Raw genomic sequence first — 25,981 nt, forward strand, 5'->3', positions numbered from 1 at the left:
GTTCATCTGGGGACGACGGGACCGTAACAGCATGCGGCACTGTTGCCAATATCCTGTACAGACCTGAGAGCCATCTTCCCCTTTCCGCCACTGAGCTTGCCAGCCCGCACCCAATCAGTCCAATACGCTGTCCCCATGACAGCATTTTGTTCAGGAGGTCCGGTGGCAGGACAGAGTGACGTGGGCATCGCCGGGCTCGGGGTCATGGGCTCCGCGATCGCCCGCCGACTCCTCAGGCGCGAACGCGCGGTGCGCGTCTACGACATCCGGCCGGCAGCGGTCGTCGAACTCACCCAGGACGGTGCCACCACCGCCGAGTCGCCCGCCCTGCTCGCCACCTCCGGAGTGGTGATCCTCTCCCTCAACACCGCCGACATCGTGGAGCAGGTGGTCTTCGGACCGGACGGCGTGTTGAGCGCGGCACCGGACGGTGTTCTCGTGATCGACATGTCGAGCATCGACCCGGCACGCACACGCGAGTTCGCCGAACGCGCCGCCAAACTGGGCGCCGGCTGGGTCGACGCCCCTCTCTCCGGCGGCGCGCCGGGAGCAGAGCGCGGTGAGCTGACTCTGATGCTCGGCGGGGAGGAGGAACACGTCGAACGCGCCCTGCCCGTCCTCGGCGCCCTGGCCTCCCGGCTGACGCATCTCGGCCCGGCCGGGTCCGGTCAGCTCGTGAAGTCCGTGAACCAGGTGCTGGTCGGCTGCGGTTTCGCCGCCCTCGCCGAGGCGGCTGCCCTGGTGCGGGCGGCCGGCCTGGCGCCCCAGCAGGTGCTCACCGCGCTCAGCGGAGGCAGGGCCGACTCGGCGCTGCTGCAGGAGTTCTTCGTCAAGTTCGCCGAGGCCGACCTCTCCCCCACCGGACGGGTCAGCAACATGGTCAAGGACCTGGAGGCCGCCCGCGACTACGCGCGCTCGGCCGGAGTGCCGCTCCCGGTCACCACCTCCGTCGCCGAACTGCACCGCTGGCTCACCGCGGCCGGGCACGGCGACGCCGACAACGCCGCGCTGATGCACTACTACGCCCCCCTGGAGATACGGCCGTGAAGGCTGCCGCCCTGTTCGACCTCGCGGGCCGCCGGGCCCTGGTGACCGGCTCCAGCAAGGGCATCGGGGCCGCCCTGGCCACCGGACTTGCCGAGGCGGGCGCCGAAGTCGTCCTCAACGGCCGCGACACCACGGCACTCGAGCGCGCACGGGAGGAACTGGCCGAGCGCACCGGGGCCAAGGTGCACGCGGCAGACTTCGACGTTACCGACAAGGCGGCCGTAGGCCGCGCCGTCCAGGAGATCGAGGACGGCATCGGCCCGCTGGACTGGACATCCTTGTCAACAACACTGGTGTGCAGCACCGTGAGCTGGCCGCTGTCGACCAGTTGCCTGCCGACCCTGCAGCGGCGGCCGGCCTGGTCGATCGCGGCCCACCAGCCGTCCGGGGCGAGCGCACCGCTGTGGGTGACGAAGTACGCCGCGTCGAACAGGGCGCCCAGGTGACACAGTTCCAGCGCGCCGGCGGCGAGGCTCGGCACCCCCTGTGTTAGGTGGACGGGGTAGCCCCTCCGAAGGAAGGCGTTCGTCGTCTTCTTGGAGGGGTGTTTGTGCTCCGGGTTCTTCTTGGGGACGGACGCGAAGGCTGTCCCGACCTTCGCGGACTGCCCCTTGGGACCAAGTAGTCGGTTGAGGACCGACGGACTGACGTTGCGACGGCTGCCGTGGTGAGGTACCTGAACAAACCTCAGATCACCAGGCTGGAAGCCGTCCGCTTCCAGAACATCGAGAGCCTGGCCGAGGGCGGGAATCCCTGCGAGTGGTCTTACTTGAACGCGCCCGAACGTTCCGGGTACAGCACATCCACTCCCGAGCCGCTTCACGCATCCGTGGAAGACAGCGGGGACGCGTAACGTGCTGTGGCTCGATGACTACGAGCGCCGGGCGCGTCTCGCGCCCGGCCTTCTTGCGCTGCTGTCGATCAATGTAACTTTGGCAGTCCTAGGGCTCAGCAAGGCGCCGGTGGTTGTATCCGTCGTTACGGCGCTCTCACTGGCCGGCGGTCCCGTCGCCCTGGCGGAAGTCGTGCGTCACCAAGGACGCAAGGCTCAGGAGGCGCTCTGGGCGACTTGGGGCGGCTCGCCGGCCATCCAGAAGCTCCGCCTGCGGGAAGAGGGGCAGAACACGCTGCAACGAGAGATCTGGCGGAAGGCCGTGTCATCCGTGACGGGCGTCACCCTCCCGTCGCTCCGTAGCGAGAACGGAAACCCAGTGAGGGCCGACGAGACGCTCGAGGTCGCTGTCGGTCAACTGCGCAACCTGACGCGAGATGCCGAGAAGTTCCCTCTCATACGCGCCGAGAACCGAAGCTACGGCTTCCAGCGGAACATCTACGGCATCCGGTGGGTTGCACGGGCCATCGCGTTCGGAGTGGGACTCGGCGTCCTGGCGTACATGCTGTGGCTCGCCAGAATTGACCATCAACCTGCGCTCACCCCGGTGAACATCCTCGCCCTGGTCGCCACTGGCGGATGCCTCGTGATGTGGTGGCTTCTCCCATCGCCCGGGCGGCTGGAGAGTGCGGCAGAACGGTACGCATACGAGCTGCTCCAAGCTGCGGTTGTGCTCGATGCTGAGAAGGACGCAACTCCCGAAGCCGCTCAACAGCAGCCTTAACGAACATGCACACGATAAGAGTTCGGGCACGCCGACGGATCCTGCTGTCAAGCAGCCAGGCCGTGACCTGCCATGCATGCATCTCCGGGAAGCGTCAATCCTTATCCTGACGCAGTCGTTAGCCCACGTCAGTCGCACGGTGTCAGCAGTCACGTATGTTCGAAGTTCGATACCGTCCCGTTCAGTCCGGCGGGTGATCAGCACGTGGTGTGCGGTGCCACTCCCGTCGGGTCCGGCGCACCCGTCTACGTCGACAGCCCTGAGAGGCAGCCAAACGACGTCTTCCGGAGGTTGCTTGAACGGTACCCGCGGTTGCCGAAAAAGCTGAAGTCGACCAGCGAGCGCAAGACCGCAGGGCTGCGCGCGTCGAACCTGTTCCGCCCTGACGCCTACGTGCTCGGGCCCCCACAACTGGTTGCCGTCCCCGGGGTGGAGCGCGCTGCGAAGCGGCGTGCGGAAGCTAGCGGGTGATGTTCGGCAAAGCGGTGCAAGGATTCCGCGATGATCGTATTGTTGGCCGGTGAGTTACCCGTGGGACCGGCTTACGGCCAACTACCAGTAATTTCACGCCTTGGTCACCATGCTGCTGCTGCGAGTGGATCCTCGCGCACGCGTGCCTTCGGACGGCGTCGGGCGACCCGATGTCGGCGTCGACGTGGTGGCGGAGACAGAGGCCGGCGAACGCGTGGCCTATGAGATCAAGGCCTTCGCTGGGACCATGACCACCAGCCGCCGTCGCCAGATCCGCCAGGCCCTGGAGAGAGTGGCGGGCTGGAACCCTCCGGACAAGTGGTACTTGGTGTGCGCCGTGGACCCCACGCCAGGTGATCTGCGGTGGTTTCACGAACTGCGCGGAAGGTTCCCGTTCATCGGTGACTGGTTGGGGGCGAACTGGCTCGATCAACAGCTTGATGCACACCCCGATATAGTGCGCTCGGCCCTTCTCGACCCCTCTGCCGATCTCCTGGTCCGCTTCGAACGCGAGCGGCTGGAGCGGGAGGCCGCTCTAAGGGTCTCGTCTGACGGGTCAGCCTTGCATAAGGGCGCCGTGCACTTCAGAGGCTTCGCCGACCGGCCGGCCGGCAGCGACCTGCTAGATCGCACGGCCCTGGTGTCCGCGGTGGCCGACCTGCTCACGCCGACCGAGGCAAGCACCTCGCCGGCTGGTGGACTGATTGCGGAGGACGGTACCGGCCCCTCCGTCGTCGCGATCGAGGGACCGTGGGGGTCAGGCAAATCCACGATCATGCAACTCATTGAGAAGGAGGTCATTGCCCGCCAGCAGGACCTGATTCCGGCCCACGTAGGCCGCCGACAGCGCTGGAAGAATCAGGCACACAAGTGGACGCTACGGCTGCGCCGTCGCAACCTGCCCGTGCGCTCCGCCATCAGACTGCTGCTCAGCCCGCCCCGGTCGGATGCCAATAGCAAACGCAGCAGGTGGCCTCTGCTGTACGGCACGCCTTCCCCTCCAACAACCCCTCGCACAGTGGTAACGGTCCGCTTCAATCCATGGGCGTATCAAACCAGCGACCAGATCTGGGCCGGGCTCTCTCGCGAGATCGTGGAAGCCTCACGCGGCGCGCAAGGCACAGCCGGCCGCGCCCGCGAGGCATACTGGCTACGCCGTAACGCAGAACGGCTCGACCGCCATCACCTGCGCCGTACCGTTAGTCGGCGGCTTCTGTCACCGTTTCTGCGGGTGGGCGTCTTTGCCCTGGCCGTCCCCATCGTGGCGCAACTGGCCAAGGCAGACACGCACTACACGTGGTCAGGGCACAGCGCAAACGCCCCGCTCCTGGCCATCGGGCTTCCGCTGCTCATTCTGCTCATGGGGCTCGTGCACACGGTCCTTCGATTCCTACTGGGCCGGGCACACTCCTTCCTGCCAGGAGAGATCCTCGACGGCCCCGTGCTTAGCGGTGCCTTTGCCGCCCCGGCATCCGGATCGGACAACGCGCTACGCGACCCCTACTACAACGCCCGGTCCGGCTACCTCTTTCTCGTCCAGCACGACATCAGCTACCTCCTGGAAACAATCTGGTCCAGCGGTCGCGAACTCATCGTCTTCATTGACGATCTGGACCGCTGCTCTGCACGCGCAACCGCCGAAGTATTCGAGGCCATCAACCTCTTCCTGTCCGGAGCACTGCACTCCTTGCATCGACGCGTCGATCCGGATGCAGTGCCATGCCGCTTCGTTCTCGGACTTGACTCCGCCGTCGTCGCAGCACACCTCGACCGCGCTTACTCCGATCCCGCCTCAACGCAAGGAAAGGCAGGCCACCAAGACCCTTCCTGGGGATGAACCTTCCTGCGGAAACTCATCCAACTCCCTGTCACCCTGCCACCGATCACCCGCCACAGTCTCGTAGGCGCTATGAGCGGCCTGCTGGGACCCGTTGACCAATCGCCCGAGCTCCACACCTCATCCACCCAGCCAACTGCAGCTTCAACCGCAGCAGTCGGCCCCCCCCCCCCCCCCCCAGCAATGAACTTGGCGTCGGCCGAGCCAGCAGCTCCGCAGCCCGAGCTTGAAACCCAAGTACTCGCCCTGGAAACACACCCAGTCATACGTGACCGCCTGCAGGACAGACTGAGCGCCCAGCGCCACCTGTCCATTCGAGAGGCCAAGAGGCTTCTGACCGTGTGGCAGTTCTACTTGCGCGTCCTCGCCTACAAAGAGGGCACCACACAAGCCGTCGAAGACGCCATGCACCTCATCACCCTCGCCGAGATCACAGCCCGCTGGCCCGCTCTGCAAGGTGCCCTCACCACCAGAACTGAGGGCGAAACCGGCCTGGCAGTGCTCACACCCCACACCGGCGACGATGTCAGCTGGGCTAAAGCACTGCGAAGGACGGGTATGGACTCCTCAGCTCATACCGACGCCTGCACAGACCTCCGCGCCCTGCTCGCCACCGCTGACGGACCCGCGGTTGCCGACCTTGCACAACGACTCTTCTGAGGCCGGTAGCCCTGGGATCTCACTCATTGACCAGCCATCGGCCACGAACATCCCACAAGCACGGGTGTAGGCCGCGATGTTGCCCCGTTCGTCCAGCTTCCCCCCCCCCGGCAGGCAGGGAGGCAGGGAGCAGCCGACACCATCCGGTTGGTCGTTCGCCAGCACGGGAACACCGCTTGAGGAGCACATTACCTCCCGATCTCGTCTCGCGAGTCGGAAAACAACCCCGCGGGCGGGGAGGGCAGCCCCTCGCACGTGCCCGTGATGAGTGGGACCGTGCGCTTCCTTGACTACCAGCGGCAGCTGCGTCGGTGAGCGGGCGGCTCGGATCACTCGTCCGAGACCAAGATCCGGGCCATACGCGGACCATAGCCTCAACCGCCCACCGGTACCGCACCGTCACTGCAGGTCAGCGCGGGTACTGCTCGTGTACCACCCGCAGACGAAGAACCTGCTGGTACCGCTCAGCCGCCTCTGCGGCATTCTTCGAGAAGCGCCATACGGCAAACGCCAGTCTTGTCGTCTCCCTACAACGTCACACGGAGAAGGCCTCGCGCCTCGGTCCAGGCGAGACCGCCCTCAGCCCCATAGTCAGCATCAGTCCGGCCAACACTGAACCTGCAAACACCGCCGGACTCGACGGAGCTGCGAAGAGAGCAGCCTTGCGGCAACTGACTAGGCGTCAGGAAAGTCAGCATCAGGTCAGCAACCGTCCTGCCACAGACGCCCACAGACGGCCACACCGTGGAATCGTCCGCCACCCGAAACCACTCCCGACACGTACTTGGCCGCGCTCCCGCCAGTGATCCAAGAGCGGGAAGCAGGGTCCGGCCGCCTCCCGCTCGTCAACCGCGCGACTTCAGACATTCCTGCAGGTCAGCGCACCCTTCCCCGCGGCTTCAGCGCCACCGCCGGCAGTTCAGGGGCCGGCAGTGGAGCCCCGTCGTACCCCTTCACCTCGCCGAACCGCGACCCTTCCATCCAGTCCTGACGCGCCTGTACGATCTCTTCCTGAGATCGCCCGATCCAGTTCCAGAACATGATCAGCTCCTCCTCGAACGGCTCGCCGCCCAGGAGCATCAGGCTCGCGTCCGACTCCGCCCGCAGGGGCAGTTCGCTGCGGCCGCAGCCGAGGTAGAGCATCGAGCCTGGCAGGACCGGGACGCCGTCCACGTGGGCTTCGCCGGACATGGACAGGACGGCGTACTCGAAGTCCGGTTCCAGAGGGAGGCGTACGTCCGCGCCTCGGGTCAGGGACAGGTCGGCGCCGACGATCGGGGTGAACGCCGTGCCGGGCGAGGTCGCGCCGTCCAGTTCGCCGAGGATCAGCGTGGCCTCGATGCCGGGTGCCGTGACGACCGGCAGGTCGGCGTGGTGTTCGAAGCGCGGGTCGGTGTGGCGGTGGCCGTCCGGAAGGGCGACCCACAGCTGCGCACCGTGCAGGAAACGGGCATGCGGGCGAGGGCTCTCCTCGGAGTGGCTGATCGCCCGGCCGGAGGTCATCAGGCCCAGTTCGCGCGGGCGGATCGTCTGGAGGCTGCCGGTGGAGTCGCGGTGCAGCACCTCCCCCTCGTGCAGCCAGCTCACCGTCTGCAGCCCCATGTGGGGATGCGGCGGCACCTGCATGCCGGGTTCTTCGGCGATGTCGTCGGGCCCGTAGTGGTCGACGAAGCACCAGGCCCCGACCATCCGGCGGCCGAGGTTGGGCAGCAGCCGGCGGACCTCGCTGGACTCGCCCAGTTTGACGCGCCGGGGACTGAGGAGTTCACGCACCGGCTCCGCCACCACGAAGCCCCGGCCACCGCAGAGAGCGGGGGCCGCCTCGCGCTCAAGATTGCTCATGGCCACAACCTAGTCCGGCGGGAGGTCTCGCGTCAGCGCGTCACCCCGCCACTGCGTCATCCGGGCGGCCCTCCCCTGGACACCCCCTGAGCACACACCTGAAGGCGCGACGCCCGGGTTCCTGGTGTGGCGGCTGTCGATTAAGTGGCGGGTGGCCGTCGACCACACCGGACTCGAGCCGCTCTACCTGTCGAAGCTCGCCCGCGCACTGGAGACCGCCGGCCTCCTGGAACGCACCCGGGGAGCCGCTCGGCGGTCTCGACAGCGCGCGCACAAGGGAGTTCGCGCGCGACCTGACGGCCTTGCTCGACGCACCGCTTGCAGTCCGTCACCCTCCGGCTCGCGGCCGTCGCCGACGGCCCGGTGAGGCGCGAGCAGCTCGTCGACGGGGTCACCGGGGCGCTGAAGATCGACGCGACGGAAGTGCACGGAGTGATCGACGAGCTGACCGCCGCGCGGCTGCTGACCCCGGACGAGGCATCGGGCATGCGGATCACGGACGCCGGGCGGGAACTCTACGACAGGACCTCCGGCGAGACGGCGCCCATCACCGGCCGGATCTACGACGGCATCCCGGCGGAGGACCTGGCCGTCGCCGGCCGGGTGCTCAGCCTGATCACCGAGCGGGCCGACTCCGAGCTGGCCGCCCTGGCCGACCTTGCCGACCTTGCCGACCTGCCGACCAGCGGCCTGCCTAAGTAGTGGAATATTGAACCGACCGGCCCGGTTGTCGGCCTCGAAGGAGGCTCCGAGTGAACACGACCTACGACACCACCTACTACGCCCATGGAACACCGGCGGAGCGCTGGGAGCGCGCTCGGTTGTTCTTCGACGCCAAGGACTACGCCGCCGCCGCGCGCGTCCTGGTGGGGCTGGTCGAGGAGGTGCCCGAGCAGACCGGGCCGCGGCTGCTGCTGGCGCGTTCCTACTACCACTCGGCCCAACTGTGGCGTGCGGAGACCGAGTTGCGGACGATCGTAGAGCGCGACCCCGTCGAGCACTATGCCCGGCTGATGCTCGGCCGCACGCTCCAGCGGCAGGGGCGGTACGAGGAGGCGGAGTCGCACCTGCGGATCGCCTCGGCGCTCGCGGGTGGCTTCGATACTCGCGGGTGACTTCGCTGCTCGCGCCTGGCCCGAGCAGCGCTGACCGCCGGTGGCACGGACGGTGCCCGGCTCCGTGCGGAGCCGGGCACCGGTGTCGGCGGGCCGTCCGCTACCGCGCCGGTGTCCCGGTTCCGTACGACCGCCGTCCCCGTCGGTAGGCGATCTCGCCCAGGACGATGTCGACGGCCAGGAAGGCCGCCAGCGGGATTCCGAAGAGCGGCAGGAAGTAGCCGAGCACGGCGACCCCGGCGAGCAGCGGGACCAGGATCTGCGGCGGTACCTGCTGCCAGGCGCCGCGCGGGATCGGCCGGCCGAAGGCGGAGCCGCGGCCGCGCTGCCACCACATGCGGTAGCCCCACACGATCAGCAGGATCAGGGAGAGCGTGAGCAGCATCAGCACGATCTGGTTGGCCAGGCCGAACAGGATGCCGGTGTGCAGGTCGATGCCCCACCGGGTGAGCTTCGCGAGCAGGGGGTAGTCGGCGAACCGCAGTACGTCCATGACCTCGCCGTTGGACGGGTCGATCGCGACGGAGTCCTGCTTCTCGGGCCAGCTGCGCTGTACCTGCTTGACGACGTACGCCGAGGTCGCATCGGCCGGCGGGACGATCTCCACCGGATCGCCGAGGCCCTCGGCCCGCGCCGCCGCCAGAACCTTGTCCAGGCCCACGCCGTGCGCGGCGTCTCCCGCCTGCCCGGCCGCGGAGCCGTGGCCGGCGTGTTCACCGCCCGCCGCCGCCGACACCGACGGGGTGGCGTGGCCCAGCGAGGTGCGCAGCTCGTCGATGTTGGCCCCGGCGTAGGCCGACCAGGTGAGACCGGTCGCCGAGAGGAAGAAGAACCCGGTGGCCGCCCAGACGCCGACGCTGCCGTGCAGTCCGAGCGTGCGGCGCCGCCCGTTCGTCCCCCGCACCTTGCGCAGGGCACGGCGGCGGGAGAACCACAGCACCAGCCCGCCGGCCGAGATCACCCCCAGCCAGCTGGCCGCCAGCTCGCTGTACAGCCGCCCTGTCTCGCCCAGGTGGAGGTCACGGTGGAACTCGTCGATCCAGGTGCGCAGCGGCAGCGCGCCGGTCGAGCCGTACTGCTCGAGGGAGCCGCGCACCTTCGCGGTGTAGGGGTCGACGAACACGGCGAGCGCGTGGCCCTCGTCGACGCCCGGGACGCCGGACAGCATGACCCTGGTCGTCGCGTCCGCCTCGGGTGAGGGGCGTACGGCCGAGATGGTGCCCTCGGGGTGGGCCTTGCGGGCGGCGGCCACCTGCTCGCTGATCGGCAGCTTCCGCTCGCCGACGGGGACGGTCAGTTCGTGGTCGTACACGATCTTCTCGGCCTGGAAGGAGGCGGCGTACAGCAGGCCGGTGACGGCGGCGACGAGGAGGAACGGCGCCACCAGCACCCCGGCGTAGAAGTGCAGGCGAAGCACCAGTGGGCGCAAGGGGGCCCAACTGCTCTTCGACGGTGCCGGGGTGGCTGGCTGCGGGGCCTCGTCCGTGGTGGTCGAGGGAGCGGTGGTCATCGGCGGGCTTCTCCGGGGGACGTCTTCTTGGCCGTTGCGGTGCGGTGCGGTGGTGATCGTTCGCGGTGCGGTGGGGGTTGTTGCGGTGCAGTAGTCGGAGCGGCGGGGCGTTCAGTTCCCGACGAGCGCATGTGACGTGCGTCACGCGAGCGGGGAGGGTGCCGTGCCATCCTGACGCGATGGGAACTCCGAGTGATCGCGCACCGCTGGCCGAGCGGGTCGAGGAACTCCTCGCGGAAGGCGTCCCGTTGACCATCGTCGCGGCCGGGGACCCGGTGCTGCGGCGGGGCACCGAGCCGTACGACGGTCAGCTGGAGCCCGCGCTGCTGGCCCGGTTCGTCGAGGCCCTGCGGGTCACCATGCACGCGGCGCCGGGGGTCGGTCTCGCGGCGCCCCAGGTCGGGGTGCCGCTCAGGATCGCGGTGATCGAGGATCCCGCTCCGGTGCCGGACGAGGTGCGTCTGGCGCGCGGGCGGGTGCCGCAGCCCTTCCGGGTGCTGGTCAATCCCGTCTATGAGCCCGTCGGCGACGCGCGGGCAGCGTTCTTCGAGGGCTGTCTGAGCGTGCCGGGCTGGCAGGCGGTGGTGGCACGCCACGCAGAGGTGCGGCTGACCGGGCAGGACGAGCACGGGCGCGCGCTGGACGAGGTGTTCTCCGGCTGGCCCGCACGGATCGTGCAGCACGAGACGGACCACCTCGACGGCGCCCTGTATCTGGACCGGGCCGAGCCGCGTTCGCTGGCGTCCAACCTGGCGATGGCGGAGCGCTGGGCTCAGCCGACGCCGGAGGAGGCCGCTCGGGCCCTCGGGTTCGAGCTGCCGTAGGGCACAGAAAACCGGAGGCGTCCTGCGGGGCGCCTCCGTTACCGTGATTCCCATGTCTACGCCCCGAATTTCCTAGCCGAGGACCCGCTTCCACGCCACCCGTGTGTCCTCTTGCTGATTCGGAATTTTTGATCGGAATTCCTGATCGGAATTCCTGATCGGAATTCTCCTTCGGAGCGTTTTCTCATGATCACCGTTCGTGACGTCGACGTGCGCGTGGGCGCGCGTCTGCTGCTGGCCGGCGTCTCCCTCCACGTCTCCCCCGGCGACCGCATCGGCCTGGTCGGCCGTAACGGCGCGGGAAAAACCACCCTGTTGCACACCCTGGCGGGCGTCCTGCAGCCCGCCGCCGGAACGGTCGCCCGCACCGGCGACGTCGGCCATCTCCCGCAGGACTCCCGCGCGGCCGACCAGTCGGTCACCGTCACCGACCGGATCCTGTCCGCGCGCGGCCTGGACCGCGCCGTGCGGGAGCTGCGCCGCGCCGAGGCCGCGATGGCCGACGGCGCGGAGCGGTCGATGAACGCCTATGTGCGGGCCGAGGCCGAGTTCCAGGCGCGCGGCGGCTACGCGGCCGAGGCGGAGGCCGCCCGGGTCGCCGCCGGGGTCGGGCTGCCGGCGGGCCTGATGGACCGGCCGCTCAGCGCCCTGTCGGGCGGTCAGCGCCGGCGCGTGGAACTGGCCCGCATCCTGTTCGCCGGGCACGGCACCCTGCTGCTGGACGAGCCGACGAACCACCTGGACGCGGACTCGGTCGCCTGGCTGCGCGGGTTCCTCGCGAGCCATCAGGGCGGGCTTGTGATGATCAGCCACGACACGTCCCTGCTGGCCGGCACCGTGAACCGGGTGTTCCACCTGGACCCGGGGCGGGCCGCGCTGGACGTCCACAACACCGGCTGGGACGCCTATCTGGCCCAGCGGGACGCCGACGAGCGGCGACGGGCCCGCGAGCGGGCGAACGCCGAGCGCAAGGCGGCGTCGTTGCACGCCCAGGCCGGCCGGATGCGGGCCCGGGTGTCGACCGCGGTGGCCGCCCGGAACATGGCCCGCCGCGCCGACCGTATGCTCGCCGACCTCGAACCGGCCCGGCGCGCCGAGAAGACGGCCAGGATCCGGCTGCCCGAGCCGGCGCCCTGCGGCCGGATCCCGCTCGGCGCCGTGAGCCTCACCAGGTCGTACGGCGGACAGCACGTCCTGCGGGGGGTGGATCTGGCCCTCGACCGGGGCAGCCGCCTGGTCGTTCTCGGCCCCAACGGCGCGGGAAAGACGACCCTGTTGCGCATCCTCGCGGGTCGGGACACACCCGACAGCGGCCGGGTGGTCCACGGGCACGGGCTGCGGCTCGGCTACTTCGCCCAGGAACACGACACGCTGGACCCGGAGCTGACGGTGCGCGAGCACCTGGCCGGTGCCGCCCCGCACCTCACCGACGGCGAAGCCCGCCAGGTCCTGGGCTCGTTCCTGTTCACCGGCGACGACACGGGCAAGCGTGTCGGCGTCCTCTCCGGCGGCGAGAAGACCCGGCTCGCCCTCGCCGGCCTGGTGCACTCGGGCGCCAACGTCCTGCTCCTGGACGAGCCCACCAACAACCTGGACCCGGCCTCCCGCGCCGAGGTCCTGGCCGCGGTGGGCACCTACCCGGGCGCGATCGTCATGGTCACCCACGACGAGGGGGCGGTGGACGCGCTGCGGCCGGACCGGGTGCTGCTGCTGCCCGAGGCGGAGGAGGACCTGTGGAGCGACGACTACCGGGAGTTGGTGGTGCCCGCGCACGCGTGACCCGGTCCGGCGGCGACCGGTGGCCTCCGGGCGGGCCCGCCGCCCGCCCGGGCGGGGCCGGTCAGGCGTCCCGGTACGCCTCCAGCAGCCGGAGCCACACCTCGCTGATCGTCGGATAGGACGGGACCGCGTGCCACAGGCGGCTGACCGGGACCTCGCCGGCCACGGCGATCGTCGCGGAGTGGATGAGTTCGCCGACGCCCGGGCCTACGAGGGTCACGCCGCGCAGGATCTCGCCCTCGAGGTCGACGACCATGCGGGCGCGGCCCTTGTAGCCGTCGGCGTACAGGCCGGCCCCGGCGACGGAGGACAGGTCGACGTCGACGGCCTTCACGCGGTGGCCGGCCTGTTCCGCCTCGGCCAGGGACAGGCCCACCGCGGCCGCCTCCGGGTCGGTGAAGACGACCTGGGGGACGGTCGCGTGGTCGGCTGTCGCGGCGTGGGCGCCCCAGGGCTCGGCGAGGAGCGTTTCTCCCGTGGCCCGCGCGGCGATGGCGGCGCCCGCGATGCGCGCCTGGTACTTGCCCTGGTGGGTGAGCAGGGCGCGGTGGTTGACGTCGCCGACCGCGTACAGCCAGTCGTGGCCGGTGACGCGGAGGCTGTCGTCGACCGGCAGCCAGGAGCCGGGGTCCAGGCCGATCGTCTCCAGGCCGATGTCGTCGGTGCGCGGCGCGCGGCCGATGGCGAAGAGGATCTCGTCGGCCTCGATGCGGTCGCCCGCGTCGGTGGTGACGGACACGACGATGCCCTCGCGGGTCACCGATTCGACCGACGTGCCGGTGCGGACGTCCGTGCCGGCCTCGGTGAGCGCCTCGGCGATCAGTTCTCCGGCGAAGGGCTCCATCCGGGGAAGCAGTCCCTTGCCGCGGACCAGCATGGTGACCTCGGAGCCGAGGGCCTGCCAGACCGTGGCCATCTCGGTGGCGACCACGCCGCCGCCGACCACGATCAGCCGGCCGGGCACGCTCGGGGAGCTGGTGGCCTCCCGGCTGGTCCACGGCCGGACCTCGTCGAGTCCGGGCAGCTCGGGCAGGGACGCGCGGCTGCCGGTGCAGACGGCGACGGCGTGCCGGGCGGTCAGGAGGTGCTCGGCGCCGTCGGGGCCGGTGACCGTCACCGTGCGGGGGCCCGTGAGCCGTCCGTGGCCGCGGTACAGGTCGGCGCCGGTGCCGTCGAGCCACCGGACCTGGCCGTCGTCCTTCCAGTGGGCGGTGTAGTAGTCCCGGTGGGCGAGGACCGCGGAGGCGTCGAGGGGGCCCTGGACCGACTGGCGCAGGCCGGGTACCCGGCGGGCCTCGGCGCGGGCGATGACCGGCCGCAGCAGGGCCTTGCTGGGGGTGCAGGCCCAGTACGAGCACTCGCCGCCGACCAGTTCGCTCTCCACGACCGCGGTGGTCAGACCGGCCGCGCGGGTGCGGTCGGCGACGTTCTCCCCCACGGGCCCGGCCCCGAGCACCACGACGTCGTACACGTTGGTTTCCGTTTCCGTCATGGGGTCAGTCTGGTGGGTGGTGTGCGCCCTGGCCACACGGGTAGGGGCGCGGAATACCTACCAGGTCGGCCGTGTTGTGCCGACGGTTTGCCCCCACACCAGGAAGAGGGATTTACACCATGAGCAGCACCGTGGAGCTCACCAAGGAGAACTTCGACCAGACGGTCACGGACAACGAGTTCGTTTTGATCGACTTCTGGGCGTCCTGGTGCGGGCCGTGCAAGCAGTTCGCCCCGGTCTACGAGAAGGCGGCGGAGGAGAACCCGGACCTGGTGTTCGGCAAGGTGGACACCGAGGCGCAGCCGGAGCTGGCCGCGGCCTTCGGTATCCAGTCGATTCCCACGCTGATGATCGTCCGGGATCAGGTCGCCGTGTTCGCCCAGCCGGGTGCCCTGCCCGAGGCCGCCCTGACCGACGTCATCGGCCAGGCACGGGGTCTGGACATGGACGAGGTCCGCAAGGCCGTCGCCGAGCAGCAGGCCCAGCAGCCGCAGGGGACCGAGTAAGCCGCCCGGGGCGATCGGACGCCCCCCCCGCGCAACCGGCCCCGGGGCCGGGCCTGGCCTGCTGGGCCGGGCCCGGCCCCAGGTCGTGTCCGGGCCCGGGAGCCACGCCCGGCCTAGAAGGGGTACGGGGCCACGTCTCCGCGTACCGTCGTCCAGCGCAGTTCGGTGAAGGCCTCCAGATTGGCCTCGCCGCCGAACCGGGCGCCGGTGCCGGAGGCGGCCACCCCGCCGAACGGCGCCACGGCCTCGTCGTTCACGGTCTGGTCGTTGATGTGGACGATGCCGGTCGGTATGCGCTCGGCGAGGTCCAGGCCGCGGGCCGTGTCCCTGGTGACGATGCCCAGGGAGAGACCGTACGGGCCCTGCGCGGCCAGGGCCGCCGCCTCGTCGGCGGTGGTGAAGGAGCGGACGGGCGCCACCGGGCCGAAGACCTCCTCCGTGTACGCCGGGGTGCGCTCGTCGACATGGGCGAGGACGGTGGGCCGGTAGAAGAGCCGGTCGTGTGTGCCGCCCGCGGCGATCTTGGCGCCCGCCGCCCTGCTGGACTCGACCAGGCCGCTGATCTTGGCGAGCTGGCCGGAGTCGATGATGGGGCCCAGGTGGACCTGGTCGCGGTACGGGTCGCCGACGGCGAGGGAGTCCGCCTTGGCGGCCAGCCGCTCGACGTACTCGTCGTACAGGGACGCGTGCACCAGGTGGCGTCCGGTCGTCATGCAGATCTGCCCCTGGTGGAAGAACGAGCCCCAGGCGGCGGTGGAGATCACCGCGTCGAGGTCGGCGTCCGCCAGCACGATCATGGCCGAGTTGCCGCCCAGCTCCAGGTGGGCCCGCTTGAGGTGACGGCCCGCGGCCTCGCCGACGGCCCGTCCGGCGGCGGTGGAGCCGGTGAAGGAGATGACCGGCACACGCGGGTCGGAGACCAGGGCCTGTCCGGCGTCCGGGCCGCCGGGGAGCACGTGCAGCAGGTCCTGCGGCAGGCCCGCGGCGGCGAGGACCGCCGCGAGGGACAGTCCACCGCAGACGGCGGTGCGCGGGTCCGGCTTGAGGAGGACCGCGTTGCCCAGGGCGAGGGCGGGCGCGACGGAGCGGATGGACAGGATCAGCGGGGCGTTGAACGGTGAGATGACGCCCACCACCCCGGCCGGGACACGCCGCGTGTACGACAGGCGCGGCGCCTCGCTGGTCAGGACCTGGCCCGCCGGGCGGGAGGCGAGCGCGGCGGCCTCGTAGCACTCCTGGGCGGCGACGTGCAGTTCGAAGTCGGCCTTGCCGGGGACGGACCCGGACTCGCGGACGATCCATTCGCGCAGTTCGGCGGCGTGCGCGGTGAACAGGTCGCCGGCCTTGCGGAGTACGGCGGCGCGGGCGAAGTGCGGGGCGCGGGCCCACTCGCGCTGGGCGGCGGCCGCGCGCCCGGCGGCGGCGCCTACGTCCTCGGGGGTGGCGAGGGCGAGGGGGCCGAGGGCTTGGCCGGTGGCGGGCTCGGTGACGGTGTACCCGGGCCCCGCGAGGGCGTAGGGCTGCCAGGTCCTGGTGTCGAGCAGCGGCATGACGGCTCTCCGATCGATCGGTCACCGGCGTACGGGATGTGTGAACTCCCGTCAGAACTGGGCCGGTTCGGCGGTCACAGGGCGGGGCGCGGCGATCCGGGGCAGCCGTGTGTGCTGCGGCCGCGTTCGCACGCGCCCCCATTTTGTTGATGATGCAACATCCTAGTCATGCGCGGGGCGATGACCGGTGCCGCCTGCCGTCGGCCGGGGGGCCGGATAATTCCGGCCGTCCGCCGGGGAGTTGTCTTCCGGTCGGGTCAACTCGAGTCGCGGTGCAGCACCGTCGCGCCCAGCACCTTGTGCGTCTCGGGTTCGGTCCCGGGCTTGCGCACGGCGCGGTCGACCAGTTCGGCGAGTTCACGGCCGGAGGGCAGTTCGAGGTGGACGGTGCTCAGCCGCGGCCGCAGCAGCCGGCCGAGCATCAGATCGTCGGCGCCGACCACGGCCGTCTCCTCCGGGATGCGGATGCCCTCGTCCTGCAGGGCCCGCATCAGGAGCATCGCGTACTCGTCGTTGTAGGTGAACACGGCGTCCAGGCCGAGGGTCCGCCAGCGGGCGGCGAGGCGCGCCGCGGCCTGTTCCTCGTGGGCGAGGGGCAGTTCGGTCACGGTGGCGTCGGTGCCCCGCAGGGACTGGCGTACACCGTCGAGCCGGGGCGCTGAGAACGCATCGAGGCCGGGCTCCTGCGGGACGACGACGCCGATCCGGCGGCGGCCGCGGTCGTAGAGGTGGGCGCCCGCGCTGTAGCCGACGACATCGTGGTCCATGAGCAGGGCGTGCGCGCCCTCGATGGTCTCGGGACCGAGGGTGACGACGGCCCGTGCCCCGGAGCGTTTGAGCACGGCCACCCCGCGCGGACCGAGTCCGGAACCGGGCACCAGCACGGCCACGGGCCGCAGTTCGGCCCAGGCGCGGGCGGCGTCGTCGCCGTGCGGGCCGCCGGTGCCGTACTGCACGACCGTGTAGTCCAGGCCGCCGAGCGCGACCTGGAGGTCGCTGAGGAACCGGCTGTAGAGCGGGCCGACGGGGAAGGTCGGCGCGGGGATCAGGACCATACGGCTGTGCCCGGCGCGCAAGGAGCGGGCGGCCGCGTGCGGCACGTACCCGAGTTCCTTCGCTGCCTGGTGGACCCGGCGGCGGGTGGGCTCGCTGATCCGTACGGCGCTGGTGTTGTTGAGGACGTAGGAGACGGTCGCGCGCGAGACGCCGGCCAGGCGGGCCACATCGGCGCTCGTGGGCACGGAGCGCATCGGTGCGGGGGACGGGGGCGCGGGCGTTTTCGGTATCTGCACCATGACGTACGGCATCTTGGCAGAAGCCTCAATGCGCGCTTCCGGCGGGGGAGTTGTGACGAAGCCGTGAGCGTTCACGGAGGGCGGCGGGCGCCTCTAGGGGGTGGATTCCGTGCCCGTCAGCCGGTCGACCAGGTCGGTCCACGCCTCCTCGAGGCGGGCCAGGGGTATCCCGCACTGCTTGGTCAGGTGGTGGATCAGGGCCGGGTCGAGCTGGCCCATCAGGGTGTGGGAGAGGAGTTCGCAGTCCGCGTCGGGGATCGCCTGACGCAGGAGCACGGCCACATGGTGGCGCAGCACGCTGCGCGCCGGGCTGATGAAGCGGCGGTTCGCACCCGGCTCTGCCGCCAGTTGCAGCTCCAGATCTTCGGTCGACCGGTGCAGCATCGCGCAGCCGAACGCCCGCAGCCGCTCCACGGGCGGCGCGCCGGGTCCGAGCGGCGGCGGGCCGCTGAGGAACGCGGCCTGGAACTTCTTCTCGGAGTGGTCGAGCAGCGCCGTCAGCAGACCGGTGCGGTCGCCGAACCGGCGGAAGACCGTGCCCTTGCCGACGCAGGCCGCCGCGGCCACCGCCTCCATCGTGACGGCGTCGGCGCCGCGCTCCGCCACCAGCCGCCCGGCGGCCTCCAGCAGCCGGGCCCGGTTGCGCGCGGCGTCGGCCCGCAGGCACGGCTCGTCGGCCTCCGGGGCGTCCTCGAGCTGGAGCAGCTCGGGAAGGGCGACGGGCTCCTGGGGCGTCGGGAAGGGGGGCGGGGCGGTGGACATGAAGCCAGCGTAAAGCATCGGGAACAAAACTGGACCGCGGTCCGGTTAGGATGCTAGAAACAATAAACGGACCTCGGTCCGGATCGTAACGGCTGTGTTTCGCAGCAGTCTTTCTCTACGTGGGAGTCAGCATGTCTGTTCGCATCCTCGCGCTCGTCGGCAGCCTTCGCGCCGGGTCGCACAACCGCCAGCTCGCCGAGGCGGCCGTCAAGCTCGCCCCCGAGGGTGCCGAGGTGAACCTCTTCGAGGGCCTCGCCGAGATCCCCTTCTACAACGAGGACATCGACGTCGAGGGCACCGTTCCGGCCGCCGCCGTGAAGCTGCGCGAGGCCGCCGAGGCGGCCGACGGCCTGATCCTGTTCACGCCCGAGTACAACGGCACCATCCCGGCCGTCCTGAAGAACGCCATCGACTGGCTGTCCCGCCCGTACGGCGCCGGCGCCCTCAGCGGCCTGCCCGTCGCCGTGGTCGGCACCGCCTTCGGCCAGTTCGGCGGTGTCTGGGCGCACGACGAGACCCGCAAGTCCGCCGGTATCGCCGGCGCCAAGGTGCTGGAGGACGTCAAGGTGTCCATCCCCGGCTCGCTGACCCGCTTCGCCGAGACCCACCCGGCCGACGACGCCGAGGTCGCCGCGCAGCTGACCGAGGTCATCACCCGTCTGCACGGCCAGGCCACGGAGCCGGCCGCCGCCTGACCCGTCGCACGACCGGTGCCGAGGTGCCGAGGAGGGGCCGCAGCCGTTGCCTGCTGCGGCCCCTTCGGCGTGTTCCCGACGGTCTCAGACCGCTCGGGGCAGCTGCTCGGCCCGGTGGATCGGAGTCCCCGAGCCGGTGAGCGGCAGGCCCGTCCCGCCGCGCCGTGCCGCGACGATCTCCGCCGCGATGGACACGGCGGTCTCCTCGGGCGTACGGGCGCCCAGGTCCAGTCCGATCGGCGACCTCAGCCGGGCCAGCTCGCGCTCGCCGACGCCCGCTTCCCGCAGGCGCCGGTTGCGGTCGCGGTGGGTGCGGCGGGAGCCCATGGCACCGACGTAGGCGACCGGCAGCCGCAGGGCCTCCGTCAGCAGGGGCACGTCGAACTTCGCGTCGTGGGTGAGCACGCACAGCACCGTGCGCCCGTCGGTCTCCGTCGACCGCAGATAGCGGTGGGGCCAGTCCACGACGACCTCGTCGGCGTCGGGGAAGCGGGCCCGGGTGGCGAAGACGGGGCGGGCGTCGCACACGGTGACGTGATGGCCGAGGAGCTTGCCCGCCCGCACCAGGGCCGCCGCGAAGTCGATCGCGCCGAAGACGATCATGCGGGGCGGCGGCACGGCCGACTCCACGAGCAGGGTGAGACCGCCCGGGCAGTGCGAGCCGTCCTCGGAGAGCTCGACCGTGCCCGTGCGGCCGGTGTCCAGCAGGGCGCGGGCCTGGCCGATCGCAGTGCGGTCGAGGTCCGGGGTGCCGCCGAGACCGCCTTCGTGCGAGCCGTCGGGGCGTACGAGCACCGCCCGGCCGAGGAGGCCGGCGGGTCCCCGGGCCACCCGGGCGAGTGCCACCGGCTCGCCACGGGCGGCGGCCGAGAGCGCGGCCGTCTGGGGTGCCTTGGCGGCGTCGTACGGGGTGATCATGACGTCGATGATTCCGCCGCAGGTCAGACCGACGGCGAAGGCGTCCTCGTCGCTGTAGCCGAACCGCTCGACGAGCGTCTCCCCCTCCTGGAGAGCCTGGACGCAGAGGTCGTACACCGCTCCTTCCACACAGCCCCCGGAGACCGAGCCGATGACCGTGCCGTCGGCGCAGACGGCCATGGCGGCGCCGGGAGGGCGCGGGGCGCTGCCGCCGACGGCGACGACCGTGGCGACGGCGAACTCCCGGCCCTCCTCGATCCACTCGTGCAGGGGCCCGGCCAGGTCAAGCATCGCCGCCCGCCAGCAGGACACGGTCGGGCCGGATCGGCAGGTTCCGGTGACGTACGCCGGTCGCGTGCCACACGGCGTTGGCGACCGCCGCCGCGGCACCCACGATGCCGATCTCGCCGATGCCCTTGATGCCGACCGGATCGTCCGGGTCGGGGTCGTCGACCCAGTCGGCCTCGATGTGCGGCACGTCGGCGTGCGCGGCGACGTGGTAGCCCGCGAGGTCGGCGCCGTAGAGGCCGCCGCTTGCCCGGTCCCGTACGGCCTCCTCGTGCAGGGCCATGGAGATGCCCCAGATCATGCCGCCGACGAACTGGTTGCGGGCGGTGAGCGGGTTGACGATCCGGCCTGCCGCGAAGATGCCCAGCATCCGGCGGACGCGGACCTCGCCGGTGGCCGGGTCGACGGCGACCTCGGCGAACTGCGCCCCGAAGGAGTGCCGCTCCTTCTGGGCGAGGGCGCCGATGGCCTCGGTCGTGTCCGACCGTACGGTGATGCCCTCCGGCGGGATGTCGGCGCCCGGTGCGAGACTCCGGCGCAGTTCGTCGGCGGCGGCCGCGACGGCCCAGGCCCAGGAGCGGGTGCCCATCGAGCCGCCGGCGATCATCGCCGGGCCGAAGTCGCTGTTCGCGATGCGTACCCGGACGCGGTCCGTCGCCACGTCCAGGGCATCGGCGGCGACCAGCGTGAGCGCGGTCCTGGCGCCGGTGCCGATGTCCGCGGCGTTGATCCGCACCGTGAAGGTGCCGTCCGCCTCCGCGGTGACGGCGGCCGTGGAGGGCATGGCTCCGGCGGGGAAGGAAGCGGCGGCGGTGCCCGTGCCGAGCAGCCAGCGCCCGTCGCGGCGCATCCCTGGCCGTGGGTCCCGGTCCGCCCAGCCGAACCGGCGGGCGCCCTCCCGGAAGCAGGCGATCAGGTTGCGGCTGCCGAACGGCAGCCCGGACACCGGGCCCACCTCGGGCTCGTTGCGTACGCGCAGCTCGATCGGGTCGAGGCCGCACCGCTCGGCGAGTTCGTCGAGCGCCGACTCCAGCGCGAACGAGCCCGGAGCCTCGCCCGGTGCGCGCATCCACGTCGGGGTCGGTACATCGAGCCCGACGATCCGGCTGGCCGTGTGGTGGGCGTCGGCGGCGTACATCGACCGGCCCGCCGCGGCGCTCGGCTCGACGAACTCGTGCACGGCCGAGGTGAGGTTCAGGGACCGGTGCTCCAGCGCCCGCAGCCGCCCGTCCGGGTCCGCGCCGAGCCTGACCCGCTGGGCCGTGGGGCTGCGGTACCCGGCGAGCGAGAACATCTGCCGGCGGGTCATGACGACCCGGACCGGGCGCTGCACAACGGTCGCGGCCATCACCGCGCCCACCTGGTGCGCACGCACACCCTTGCTGCCGAAGCCGCCGCCGACGTGCTCGGACCGCACCCGCACGGAGGCCGGGTCGAGCGAGAACAGGTTGGCCAGCTCGCCGGCGACCCAGGTGGTGCCCTGGTTGGAGTCGACGACCTCGAGCCGGCCGCCCTCCCACCGGGCCGTCGCCGCGTGCGGCTCCATCGGGTTGTGGTGTTCCTCCGGAGTGGTGTACTCCGCGTCCAGCACGACGGCGGACGCCGCGAGCTCGGCCTCCAGGTCGCCCTTCTCGACGACGCCCGGCATATGGCCGTCGAGCGCGTACGCCTCGCTCTCCCGCTCGGCGGAGAACGCGACGTCGTGCGGCTCCTGGTCGTAGTCGACCTGGAGGGACTCGGCGGCCTCCCGGGCCTGCTCGGACGTCTCGGCGACGACCAGCGCCACCGGCCAGCCCCGGTGGGCCACCCGGTCGTGCTGGAAGAGGGCGATGCTCGGGTCCGGGGACATGCCCATCAGCCCGACGTAGTCGGTGTCGACGCGCGGGGCGTTCTCGTGATGGAGCACGGCGAGGACACCGGGCATCCCGAGCACGGCCTCGGTGTCCATGGCGCGGATGCGGCCGCGGGCGACGGTGGACAGCACCAGCCAGCCGTGGGCGAGTTCGGCGAACGGGATCTCGCCGGCGTAGCGGGCGGCCCCGGTGACCTTGTCGCGGCCTTCCACGCGGGTGTGCGAGGAACCGACGGAGCCCCTGGTGGCGGTGGTCATCGGGTGGCCTCCTCGGCGAGTTCGCTCAGCACGGCGACGACGAGGTTGCGCATCAGGGTCACCTTGTATCCGTTGTGGGGCAGGGGCCTGGCGGCGGCCAGTTCGAGCTCCGCCGCGGCCGCGAAGGTATCGGCGCCGGCGGGTGCGCCGAGCAGGACGCCCTCGGCCGCGCGGGCCCGCCAGGGGCGGGAGGCGACGGCCCCGAAGGCCAGGCGCACGTCGTGCACGACGCCGTCCCGGACGTCGAGCGCGGCGGCGATCGAGCCGATGGCGAAGGCGTACGAGGCGCGCTCGCGGACCTTGCGGTAGCGGGAGCGCGCCGCGACCGGGGCGGGCGGCAGGGTGACGCCGGTGATCAGCGCGCCCGGCGGCAGGGCGGTCTCCAGATGCGGGGTCTCCCCCACCGGCAGATAGAAGTCGGCGAGCGGCAGCTCCCCCGGCCCGTTGGCCGTCTCGTACGACACGGTCGCGTCGAAGGCGGCCAGGGCCACGCCCATGTCGGAGGGGTGGGTGGCCACGCAGTGGCCGGAGGCGCCGAGGACGGCGTGGTTGTGGTGCTCGCCCTCGATCGCGGGGCAGCCGCTGCCGGGGCTGCGCTTGTTGCAGGGGGCGGTGACGTCGGCGAAGTAGCCGCAGCGGGTGCGCTGGAGCAGATTGCCGCCGACGGTGGCCATGTTGCGCAGCTGCCCGGAGGCTCCGGCCAGCACGGCCTGTGCCAACGCCGGGTAACGGCGCCGGACTTCGGGGTGTGCCGCGAGGTCGCTGTTGGTGACGGTCGCCCCGATGCGCAGTCCGCCGTCCTCGGTGGGCTCGACGCGGTTCAGGGGCAGTTCGCGTACGTCGACGAGGAGGGCGGGCCGTTCGACGCCGGTCTTCATCAGGTCGACCAGGTTGGTGCCGCCGCCCAGGAAGCGGGCTTCCCGGTCGCCGTCGAGCAGCTCCACGGCGCCGGAGACGTCGTAGGCCCGCTGGTAGCCGAACTCCCTCATGCCGCCGCCCCCTTGGACTCGGCGGCCCGGGCCACGGCCTGGACGATCGAGACGTAGGCGCCGCAGCGGCAGAGGTTGCCGCTCATGCGCTCCCGTATCTCCTCCGGCGTCAGAGGTGGTGGTCCCGCCTCGGGCCGTACGTCGTCGGTGGCCGCGCTCGGCCAGCCGGCCGCGTGCTCCTCGATCACCGCGATGGCCGAACAGATCTGTCCCGGCGTGCAGTAGCCGCACTGGTAGCCGTCCAGCTCGAGGAACGCCTGCTGCACGGGGTGCAGTCGGTCGCCCTCGGCCACGCCTTCGATGGTGGTGATCTCGCGCCCTTCGGCCGCCACGGCCAGTTGCAGACAGGAGACGCTCCGGCGGCCGTCGACCAGGACGGTGCACGCACCGCACTGGCCCTGATCACAGCCTTTTTTGGTACCGGTCATGTCGAGTCGTTCGCGCAGGGCGTCGAGCAGCGTGGTGCGGTGGTCGACGGTCAGCGTGTACTTCTCGCCGTTGACGGACAGGGTGAGGTCGCTGGACGTCGATGGGGGCATGGAAGCCTTCTCTCTCAGGTCGCGAGGCCAGGAGGCGGGGGCGCTGCGGGTGGCCGTGCCGGTTCGTGACGGGGCAGGATGCGGGGTGGGTCGGCCGGCGCGCGGCCGTCGCGGGCTGTCCGCGCGGACGGCACACCGATACGATGGAGCAAGCGGACAGTTGTCCGTTACCCCGGAAACGTAACGGACAATTGTCCGCTTAACAAGGGCCGAGTTTCGGCCATGGATCGCGAGGAGGGCGAGTGCGGCAGAAGAAGGACGCTCCCCTGCGCTCGGACGCGCAGCGCAATCGGGAGCGCATCCTGGAAGTGGCACTGGCCGAACTGACGCGTTCGGCGGACGCGCCGCTGAGCTCGATCGCCAAGAAGGCGTGCGTCGGGCAGGGGACCTTCTACCGCCACTTCCCCAGCCGTGAGGCACTCGTCCTGGAGATCTACCGCCACGAGATGCAGCAGGTCGCCGACTCCGCCGAACTGCTGCTCGAGAGCCGGGAGCCGGACCGGGCGCTGCGCGAGTGGATGGACCGGCTCGCGCGGTTCGCCATGGCCAAGGCGGGCCTGGCCGACGCCATCCGCCAGGCCACCAGCGCACCGGGGCAGCCCGCGAAGCCGGGACACACCCCGGTGACGGAGGCGGCCGAACTGCTGCTGCGCGCCGCCGAGCAGGCCGGCACCATCCGCCCGGGGATCACCGCGGACGATCTCTTCCTCACGATCGGCGGCCTCTGGACGATCGACCCCCACACCGACTGGCAACCGCGCGCCACCCGGCTGCTGGACCTCGTCATGGACGCGCTGCGGGTGGGGGCGCCGGGGCGGTGAGCAGGCCTTCGGCCCCTGACGACGGCCGAGGGATGAGCTGAGGGCAGTGCGCGCGGGTGGCACACCCGCAGGCGACCGCCGATGGGCGAGCCGCGGCGGGAAACCCCGGCCTGCGCCCCGACCGACGCTCCCGGCCACAGCCGATGCCCGCGCCGCAGGCGGGGCGCGCGGGCGTTGTCTGCGGGCAATCGCCGTGGAGGCGCCGCAGCGGGTGCGCCGGGGCACAGGCGGCTCCCGGGCCGCGGGCGGGGCATGCGCTGCGGCCGGGGGCCGTCTCAGCGGACGGTGGCCCAGGGGTAGGACGATGCCGCGCTGCGGGCGGCGGGTTCAGGCGACCGCCGTAGGAGCCAGTTCGCGCAGTTCCTGGAGGGCCGCGGCGACCGCCGGGCGGGCGTGGCCGCCGCCTCGGGTGCAGGTCAGGAGCTTGCGGTGGGGGTTTCCTGTGCAGCGGACCCGGGTGATCGGGAGGTGCGGGGTCAGGTGGGCCAGGCGCGGGACGAGGGCGACGCCGAGCCGGTGGGCGACGAGGTGGGCGGCGACGTTCCAGTCCAGGGCGTGGTGGACGACGTCGGGGGTGAATCCCGCCGCGCCGCAGGCGGACAGGACATGCGGGCGGCAGGGGCTCTCCTCCACCGGCGCGATCCATGTCTCGCGTGCCGCCTCGGCGAGGTCGACCCGGGCCCGCCCGGCGAGCCGGTGTCCCTCGGGGACGACCAGGTCGAACGGGTCGTCCAGCAGCGGCCGCTGGTCGAACCGCGTGTCGCTCAGCGGCGGGTTGAGCGGGGTGGCCTCGACGATCGCCAGGTCGGTCTCCCCCTCGAAGAGCAGGTCGAAGCTCTCCGGGACACCCACCTCGGCGATCCGCACGGACAGCCGCGGATGCCGCTCGCCCAGCCGGGCCGCCATCGGGGCCAGCAGCACCGAGATGGCCACGGGGAAACCGGTCACGCGCAGCACCCCGGAGGGCGCTCCGTGATCGGCCCGTAGATCGAGTTCGGCCAGGTCCCAGCGGGCCTGGATGGCGTCGGCGTGCGCCAGCAGGCTCTCGGCTGCCGGAGTGAGGCGCACCCCACGCCCCTGGGGCTCCAGCAGATCGACGTCCAGGTCGCGGGCGAGCTGCCGGATCTGCTGGGAGGCGGCGGACGGAGTGAAGTGCAGGGCCCGGGCGGCCGCGGTGACCGTGCCGTAGTGGGAGACGGCCCTGAGGACGTGCAGCCTGCGCAGGTCAATCATGCAGTCCACGCTTCACAATGGCGTGCACAAAGTCAACCTGGACGTGTACGGAGATCTCGACGCACCCTGGCTGTGTCGCGAC

General features: G+C 71.4%; 22 protein-coding genes and 2 pseudogenes. 13 read left to right on the top strand and 11 right to left on the bottom strand.

The window, feature by feature from the left end; genetic code table 11:
* Positions 1–162: 162 nt before the first annotated feature.
* The 5 genes and pseudogenes from ACFT32_RS04565 (at position 163) to ACFT32_RS04585 (ending at position 5,631) form a co-directional block, all read left to right on the top strand.
* Positions 163–1,047, top strand: a complete 885-nt coding sequence (locus ACFT32_RS04565) for an NAD(P)-dependent oxidoreductase (protein WP_382485779.1) — start codon at positions 163–165, stop codon at positions 1,045–1,047.
* A pseudogene (locus tag ACFT32_RS04570) lies at positions 1,044–1,354 on the top strand (SDR family NAD(P)-dependent oxidoreductase); the annotation flags it as partial. The gene ACFT32_RS04565 and the pseudogene ACFT32_RS04570, both read left to right, overlap by 4 nt.
* Before the next feature lie 547 nt (positions 1,355–1,901).
* A complete protein-coding gene (locus ACFT32_RS04575) occupies positions 1,902–2,663 on the top strand; it encodes a hypothetical protein (RefSeq protein ID WP_382485781.1) in 762 nt (253 codons plus the stop codon).
* 580 nt (positions 2,664–3,243) lie between these two features.
* The gene (locus ACFT32_RS04580) at positions 3,244–4,971 is read left to right on the top strand and encodes a P-loop NTPase fold protein (RefSeq protein ID WP_382487034.1); all 1,728 of its coding nucleotides are present in this window, start codon (positions 3,244–3,246) and stop codon (positions 4,969–4,971) included.
* A gap of 339 nt (positions 4,972–5,310) precedes the next feature.
* Entirely contained in the window at positions 5,311–5,631 is a 321-nt protein-coding gene (locus tag ACFT32_RS04585) for a hypothetical protein (RefSeq protein ID WP_382485783.1), read from the top strand.
* A gap of 876 nt (positions 5,632–6,507) precedes the next feature.
* On the opposite strand, the gene ACFT32_RS04590 is transcribed toward ACFT32_RS04585, so the two are convergent.
* On the bottom strand, positions 6,508–7,473 hold the full coding sequence (locus ACFT32_RS04590) for a pirin family protein (RefSeq protein WP_382485785.1): 966 nt from the start codon (positions 7,471–7,473) through the stop codon (positions 6,508–6,510).
* A 58-nt stretch (positions 7,474–7,531) separates the two neighbouring features.
* Between ACFT32_RS04590 and ACFT32_RS04595 the strand changes: the two are divergent.
* The 3 genes and pseudogenes from ACFT32_RS04595 to ACFT32_RS04605 all read left to right on the top strand — a co-directional run.
* Positions 7,532–7,793 (top strand): annotated as a pseudogene (locus ACFT32_RS04595) (hypothetical protein); the annotation flags it as partial.
* Positions 7,792–8,175: a MarR family transcriptional regulator gene (locus tag ACFT32_RS04600; RefSeq protein WP_382485786.1), complete on the top strand. Its 384-nt coding sequence runs from the start codon at positions 7,792–7,794 to the stop codon at positions 8,173–8,175. The pseudogene ACFT32_RS04595 and the gene ACFT32_RS04600, both read left to right, overlap by 2 nt.
* 50 nt (positions 8,176–8,225) lie before the next feature.
* Entirely contained in the window at positions 8,226–8,588 is a 363-nt protein-coding gene (locus ACFT32_RS04605) for a tetratricopeptide repeat protein (protein ID WP_382485788.1), read from the top strand.
* Positions 8,589–8,688: 100 nt separating this feature from the next.
* Here the strand turns inward: ACFT32_RS04605 and ACFT32_RS04610 are convergent, their stop codons facing one another.
* Positions 8,689–10,098: a PepSY-associated TM helix domain-containing protein gene (locus ACFT32_RS04610; RefSeq protein ID WP_382485790.1), complete on the bottom strand. Its 1,410-nt coding sequence runs from the start codon at positions 10,096–10,098 to the stop codon at positions 8,689–8,691.
* Positions 10,099–10,277: 179 nt separating this feature from the next.
* On the opposite strand from ACFT32_RS04610, the gene ACFT32_RS04615 reads away from it, so the two are divergent.
* Together ACFT32_RS04615 and ACFT32_RS04620 are read left to right on the top strand one after the other, a co-directional pair.
* Positions 10,278–10,922, top strand: coding sequence for a peptide deformylase (locus tag ACFT32_RS04615; RefSeq protein ID WP_382485792.1), 645 nt, complete (start codon positions 10,278–10,280; stop codon positions 10,920–10,922).
* Between the two features lie 186 nt (positions 10,923–11,108).
* The gene (locus ACFT32_RS04620; protein WP_382485794.1) at positions 11,109–12,701 is read left to right on the top strand and encodes an ABC-F family ATP-binding cassette domain-containing protein; all 1,593 of its coding nucleotides are present in this window, start codon (positions 11,109–11,111) and stop codon (positions 12,699–12,701) included.
* Positions 12,702–12,762: 61 nt separating this feature from the next.
* Here the strand turns inward: ACFT32_RS04620 and ACFT32_RS04625 are convergent, their stop codons facing one another.
* Positions 12,763–14,193: a dihydrolipoyl dehydrogenase family protein gene (locus tag ACFT32_RS04625; RefSeq protein WP_382485796.1), complete on the bottom strand. Its 1,431-nt coding sequence runs from the start codon at positions 14,191–14,193 to the stop codon at positions 12,763–12,765.
* 119 nt (positions 14,194–14,312) lie between these two features.
* Here ACFT32_RS04625 and trxA point away from each other — a divergent pair, with 119 nt between their 5' ends.
* A complete protein-coding gene (gene trxA, locus ACFT32_RS04630) occupies positions 14,313–14,699 on the top strand; it encodes a thioredoxin (RefSeq protein ID WP_215116988.1) in 387 nt (128 codons plus the stop codon).
* Positions 14,700–14,812: 113 nt separating this feature from the next.
* Here trxA and ACFT32_RS04635 read toward each other — a convergent pair whose 3' ends face one another.
* The 3 genes from ACFT32_RS04635 to ACFT32_RS04645 all read right to left on the bottom strand — a co-directional run bounded on the left by ACFT32_RS04635 (position 14,813) and on the right by ACFT32_RS04645 (position 18,306).
* Complete coding sequence (locus ACFT32_RS04635) at positions 14,813–16,249, bottom strand: aldehyde dehydrogenase family protein (protein WP_382485798.1); 1,437 nt, start codon at positions 16,247–16,249, stop codon at positions 14,813–14,815.
* A gap of 257 nt (positions 16,250–16,506) precedes the next feature.
* Entirely contained in the window at positions 16,507–17,556 is a 1,050-nt protein-coding gene (locus ACFT32_RS04640; protein ID WP_382485800.1) for a LacI family DNA-binding transcriptional regulator, read from the bottom strand.
* Between the two features lie 81 nt (positions 17,557–17,637).
* Complete coding sequence (locus ACFT32_RS04645) at positions 17,638–18,306, bottom strand: TetR/AcrR family transcriptional regulator (RefSeq protein ID WP_382485803.1); 669 nt, start codon at positions 18,304–18,306, stop codon at positions 17,638–17,640.
* Positions 18,307–18,437: 131 nt separating this feature from the next.
* Between ACFT32_RS04645 and ACFT32_RS04650 the strand changes: the two genes are divergently transcribed.
* On the top strand, positions 18,438–19,001 hold the full coding sequence (locus ACFT32_RS04650; RefSeq protein WP_382485804.1) for an NADPH-dependent FMN reductase: 564 nt from the start codon (positions 18,438–18,440) through the stop codon (positions 18,999–19,001).
* Positions 19,002–19,085: 84 nt separating this feature from the next.
* Here ACFT32_RS04650 and ACFT32_RS04655 read toward each other — a convergent pair whose 3' ends face one another.
* Genes ACFT32_RS04655 through ACFT32_RS04670 form a run of 4 tightly spaced genes read right to left on the bottom strand, consistent with a single transcriptional unit; the run spans position 19,086 to position 23,845 of the window.
* Positions 19,086–20,210 carry an XdhC family protein gene (locus tag ACFT32_RS04655; protein ID WP_382485806.1) on the bottom strand — a complete coding sequence of 375 codons (1,125 nt, stop codon included), beginning with the start codon at positions 20,208–20,210 and terminating at the stop codon, positions 19,086–19,088.
* Positions 20,203–22,317 carry a xanthine dehydrogenase family protein molybdopterin-binding subunit gene (locus ACFT32_RS04660; RefSeq protein WP_382485808.1) on the bottom strand — a complete coding sequence of 705 codons (2,115 nt, stop codon included), beginning with the start codon at positions 22,315–22,317 and terminating at the stop codon, positions 20,203–20,205. Before ACFT32_RS04660 ends, ACFT32_RS04655 begins: the two co-directional genes overlap by 8 nt.
* On the bottom strand, positions 22,314–23,306 hold the full coding sequence (locus tag ACFT32_RS04665; protein ID WP_382485810.1) for an FAD binding domain-containing protein: 993 nt from the start codon (positions 23,304–23,306) through the stop codon (positions 22,314–22,316). The genes ACFT32_RS04660 and ACFT32_RS04665 overlap by 4 nt, the downstream gene beginning before the upstream one ends.
* Positions 23,303–23,845: a (2Fe-2S)-binding protein gene (locus ACFT32_RS04670; protein ID WP_382485812.1), complete on the bottom strand. Its 543-nt coding sequence runs from the start codon at positions 23,843–23,845 to the stop codon at positions 23,303–23,305. Before ACFT32_RS04670 ends, ACFT32_RS04665 begins: the two co-directional genes overlap by 4 nt.
* A gap of 242 nt (positions 23,846–24,087) precedes the next feature.
* Between ACFT32_RS04670 and ACFT32_RS04675 the strand changes: the two genes are divergently transcribed.
* Positions 24,088–24,666 carry a TetR/AcrR family transcriptional regulator gene (locus ACFT32_RS04675; RefSeq protein WP_382485814.1) on the top strand — a complete coding sequence of 193 codons (579 nt, stop codon included), beginning with the start codon at positions 24,088–24,090 and terminating at the stop codon, positions 24,664–24,666.
* A 327-nt stretch (positions 24,667–24,993) separates the two neighbouring features.
* On the opposite strand, the gene ACFT32_RS04680 is transcribed toward ACFT32_RS04675, so the two are convergent.
* Positions 24,994–25,899, bottom strand: coding sequence for a LysR family transcriptional regulator (locus tag ACFT32_RS04680; protein WP_382485815.1), 906 nt, complete (start codon positions 25,897–25,899; stop codon positions 24,994–24,996).
* Positions 25,900–25,981 lie beyond the last annotated feature (82 nt).

Source organism: Streptomyces sp. NPDC057002, assembly GCF_042673825.1.
GTDB lineage: Bacteria > Actinomycetota > Actinomycetes > Streptomycetales > Streptomycetaceae > Streptomyces.

What these genes read in the sequence shown, in the direction of transcription:
- ACFT32_RS04665 (WP_382485810.1), bottom strand. Translation starts at nt 23,306, where the DNA reads ATGAGGGAGTTCGGCTACCAGCGGGCCTACGACGTCTCCGGCGCCGTG.
- ACFT32_RS04620 (WP_382485794.1), top strand. Translation starts at nt 11,109, where the DNA reads ATGATCACCGTTCGTGACGTCGACGTGCGCGTGGGCGCGCGTCTGCTG.
- ACFT32_RS04640 (WP_382485800.1), bottom strand. Translation starts at nt 17,556, where the DNA reads ATGCCGTACGTCATGGTGCAGATACCGAAAACGCCCGCGCCCCCGTCC.
- ACFT32_RS04680 (WP_382485815.1), bottom strand. Translation starts at nt 25,899, where the DNA reads ATGATTGACCTGCGCAGGCTGCACGTCCTCAGGGCCGTCTCCCACTAC.
- ACFT32_RS04645 (WP_382485803.1), bottom strand. Translation starts at nt 18,306, where the DNA reads ATGTCCACCGCCCCGCCCCCCTTCCCGACGCCCCAGGAGCCCGTCGCC.
- ACFT32_RS04660 (WP_382485808.1), bottom strand. Translation starts at nt 22,317, where the DNA reads ATGACCACCGCCACCAGGGGCTCCGTCGGTTCCTCGCACACCCGCGTG.
- ACFT32_RS04625 (WP_382485796.1), bottom strand. Translation starts at nt 14,193, where the DNA reads ATGACGGAAACGGAAACCAACGTGTACGACGTCGTGGTGCTCGGGGCC.
- ACFT32_RS04615 (WP_382485792.1), top strand. Translation starts at nt 10,278, where the DNA reads ATGGGAACTCCGAGTGATCGCGCACCGCTGGCCGAGCGGGTCGAGGAA.
- ACFT32_RS04635 (WP_382485798.1), bottom strand. Translation starts at nt 16,249, where the DNA reads ATGCCGCTGCTCGACACCAGGACCTGGCAGCCCTACGCCCTCGCGGGG.
- ACFT32_RS04610 (WP_382485790.1), bottom strand. Translation starts at nt 10,098, where the DNA reads ATGACCACCGCTCCCTCGACCACCACGGACGAGGCCCCGCAGCCAGCC.
- ACFT32_RS04670 (WP_382485812.1), bottom strand. Translation starts at nt 23,845, where the DNA reads ATGCCCCCATCGACGTCCAGCGACCTCACCCTGTCCGTCAACGGCGAG.
- ACFT32_RS04650 (WP_382485804.1), top strand. Translation starts at nt 18,438, where the DNA reads ATGTCTGTTCGCATCCTCGCGCTCGTCGGCAGCCTTCGCGCCGGGTCG.
- ACFT32_RS04590 (WP_382485785.1), bottom strand. Translation starts at nt 7,473, where the DNA reads ATGAGCAATCTTGAGCGCGAGGCGGCCCCCGCTCTCTGCGGTGGCCGG.
- ACFT32_RS04580 (WP_382487034.1), top strand. Translation starts at nt 3,244, where the DNA reads ATGCTGCTGCTGCGAGTGGATCCTCGCGCACGCGTGCCTTCGGACGGC.
- trxA (WP_215116988.1), top strand. Translation starts at nt 14,313, where the DNA reads ATGAGCAGCACCGTGGAGCTCACCAAGGAGAACTTCGACCAGACGGTC.
- ACFT32_RS04655 (WP_382485806.1), bottom strand. Translation starts at nt 20,210, where the DNA reads ATGCTTGACCTGGCCGGGCCCCTGCACGAGTGGATCGAGGAGGGCCGG.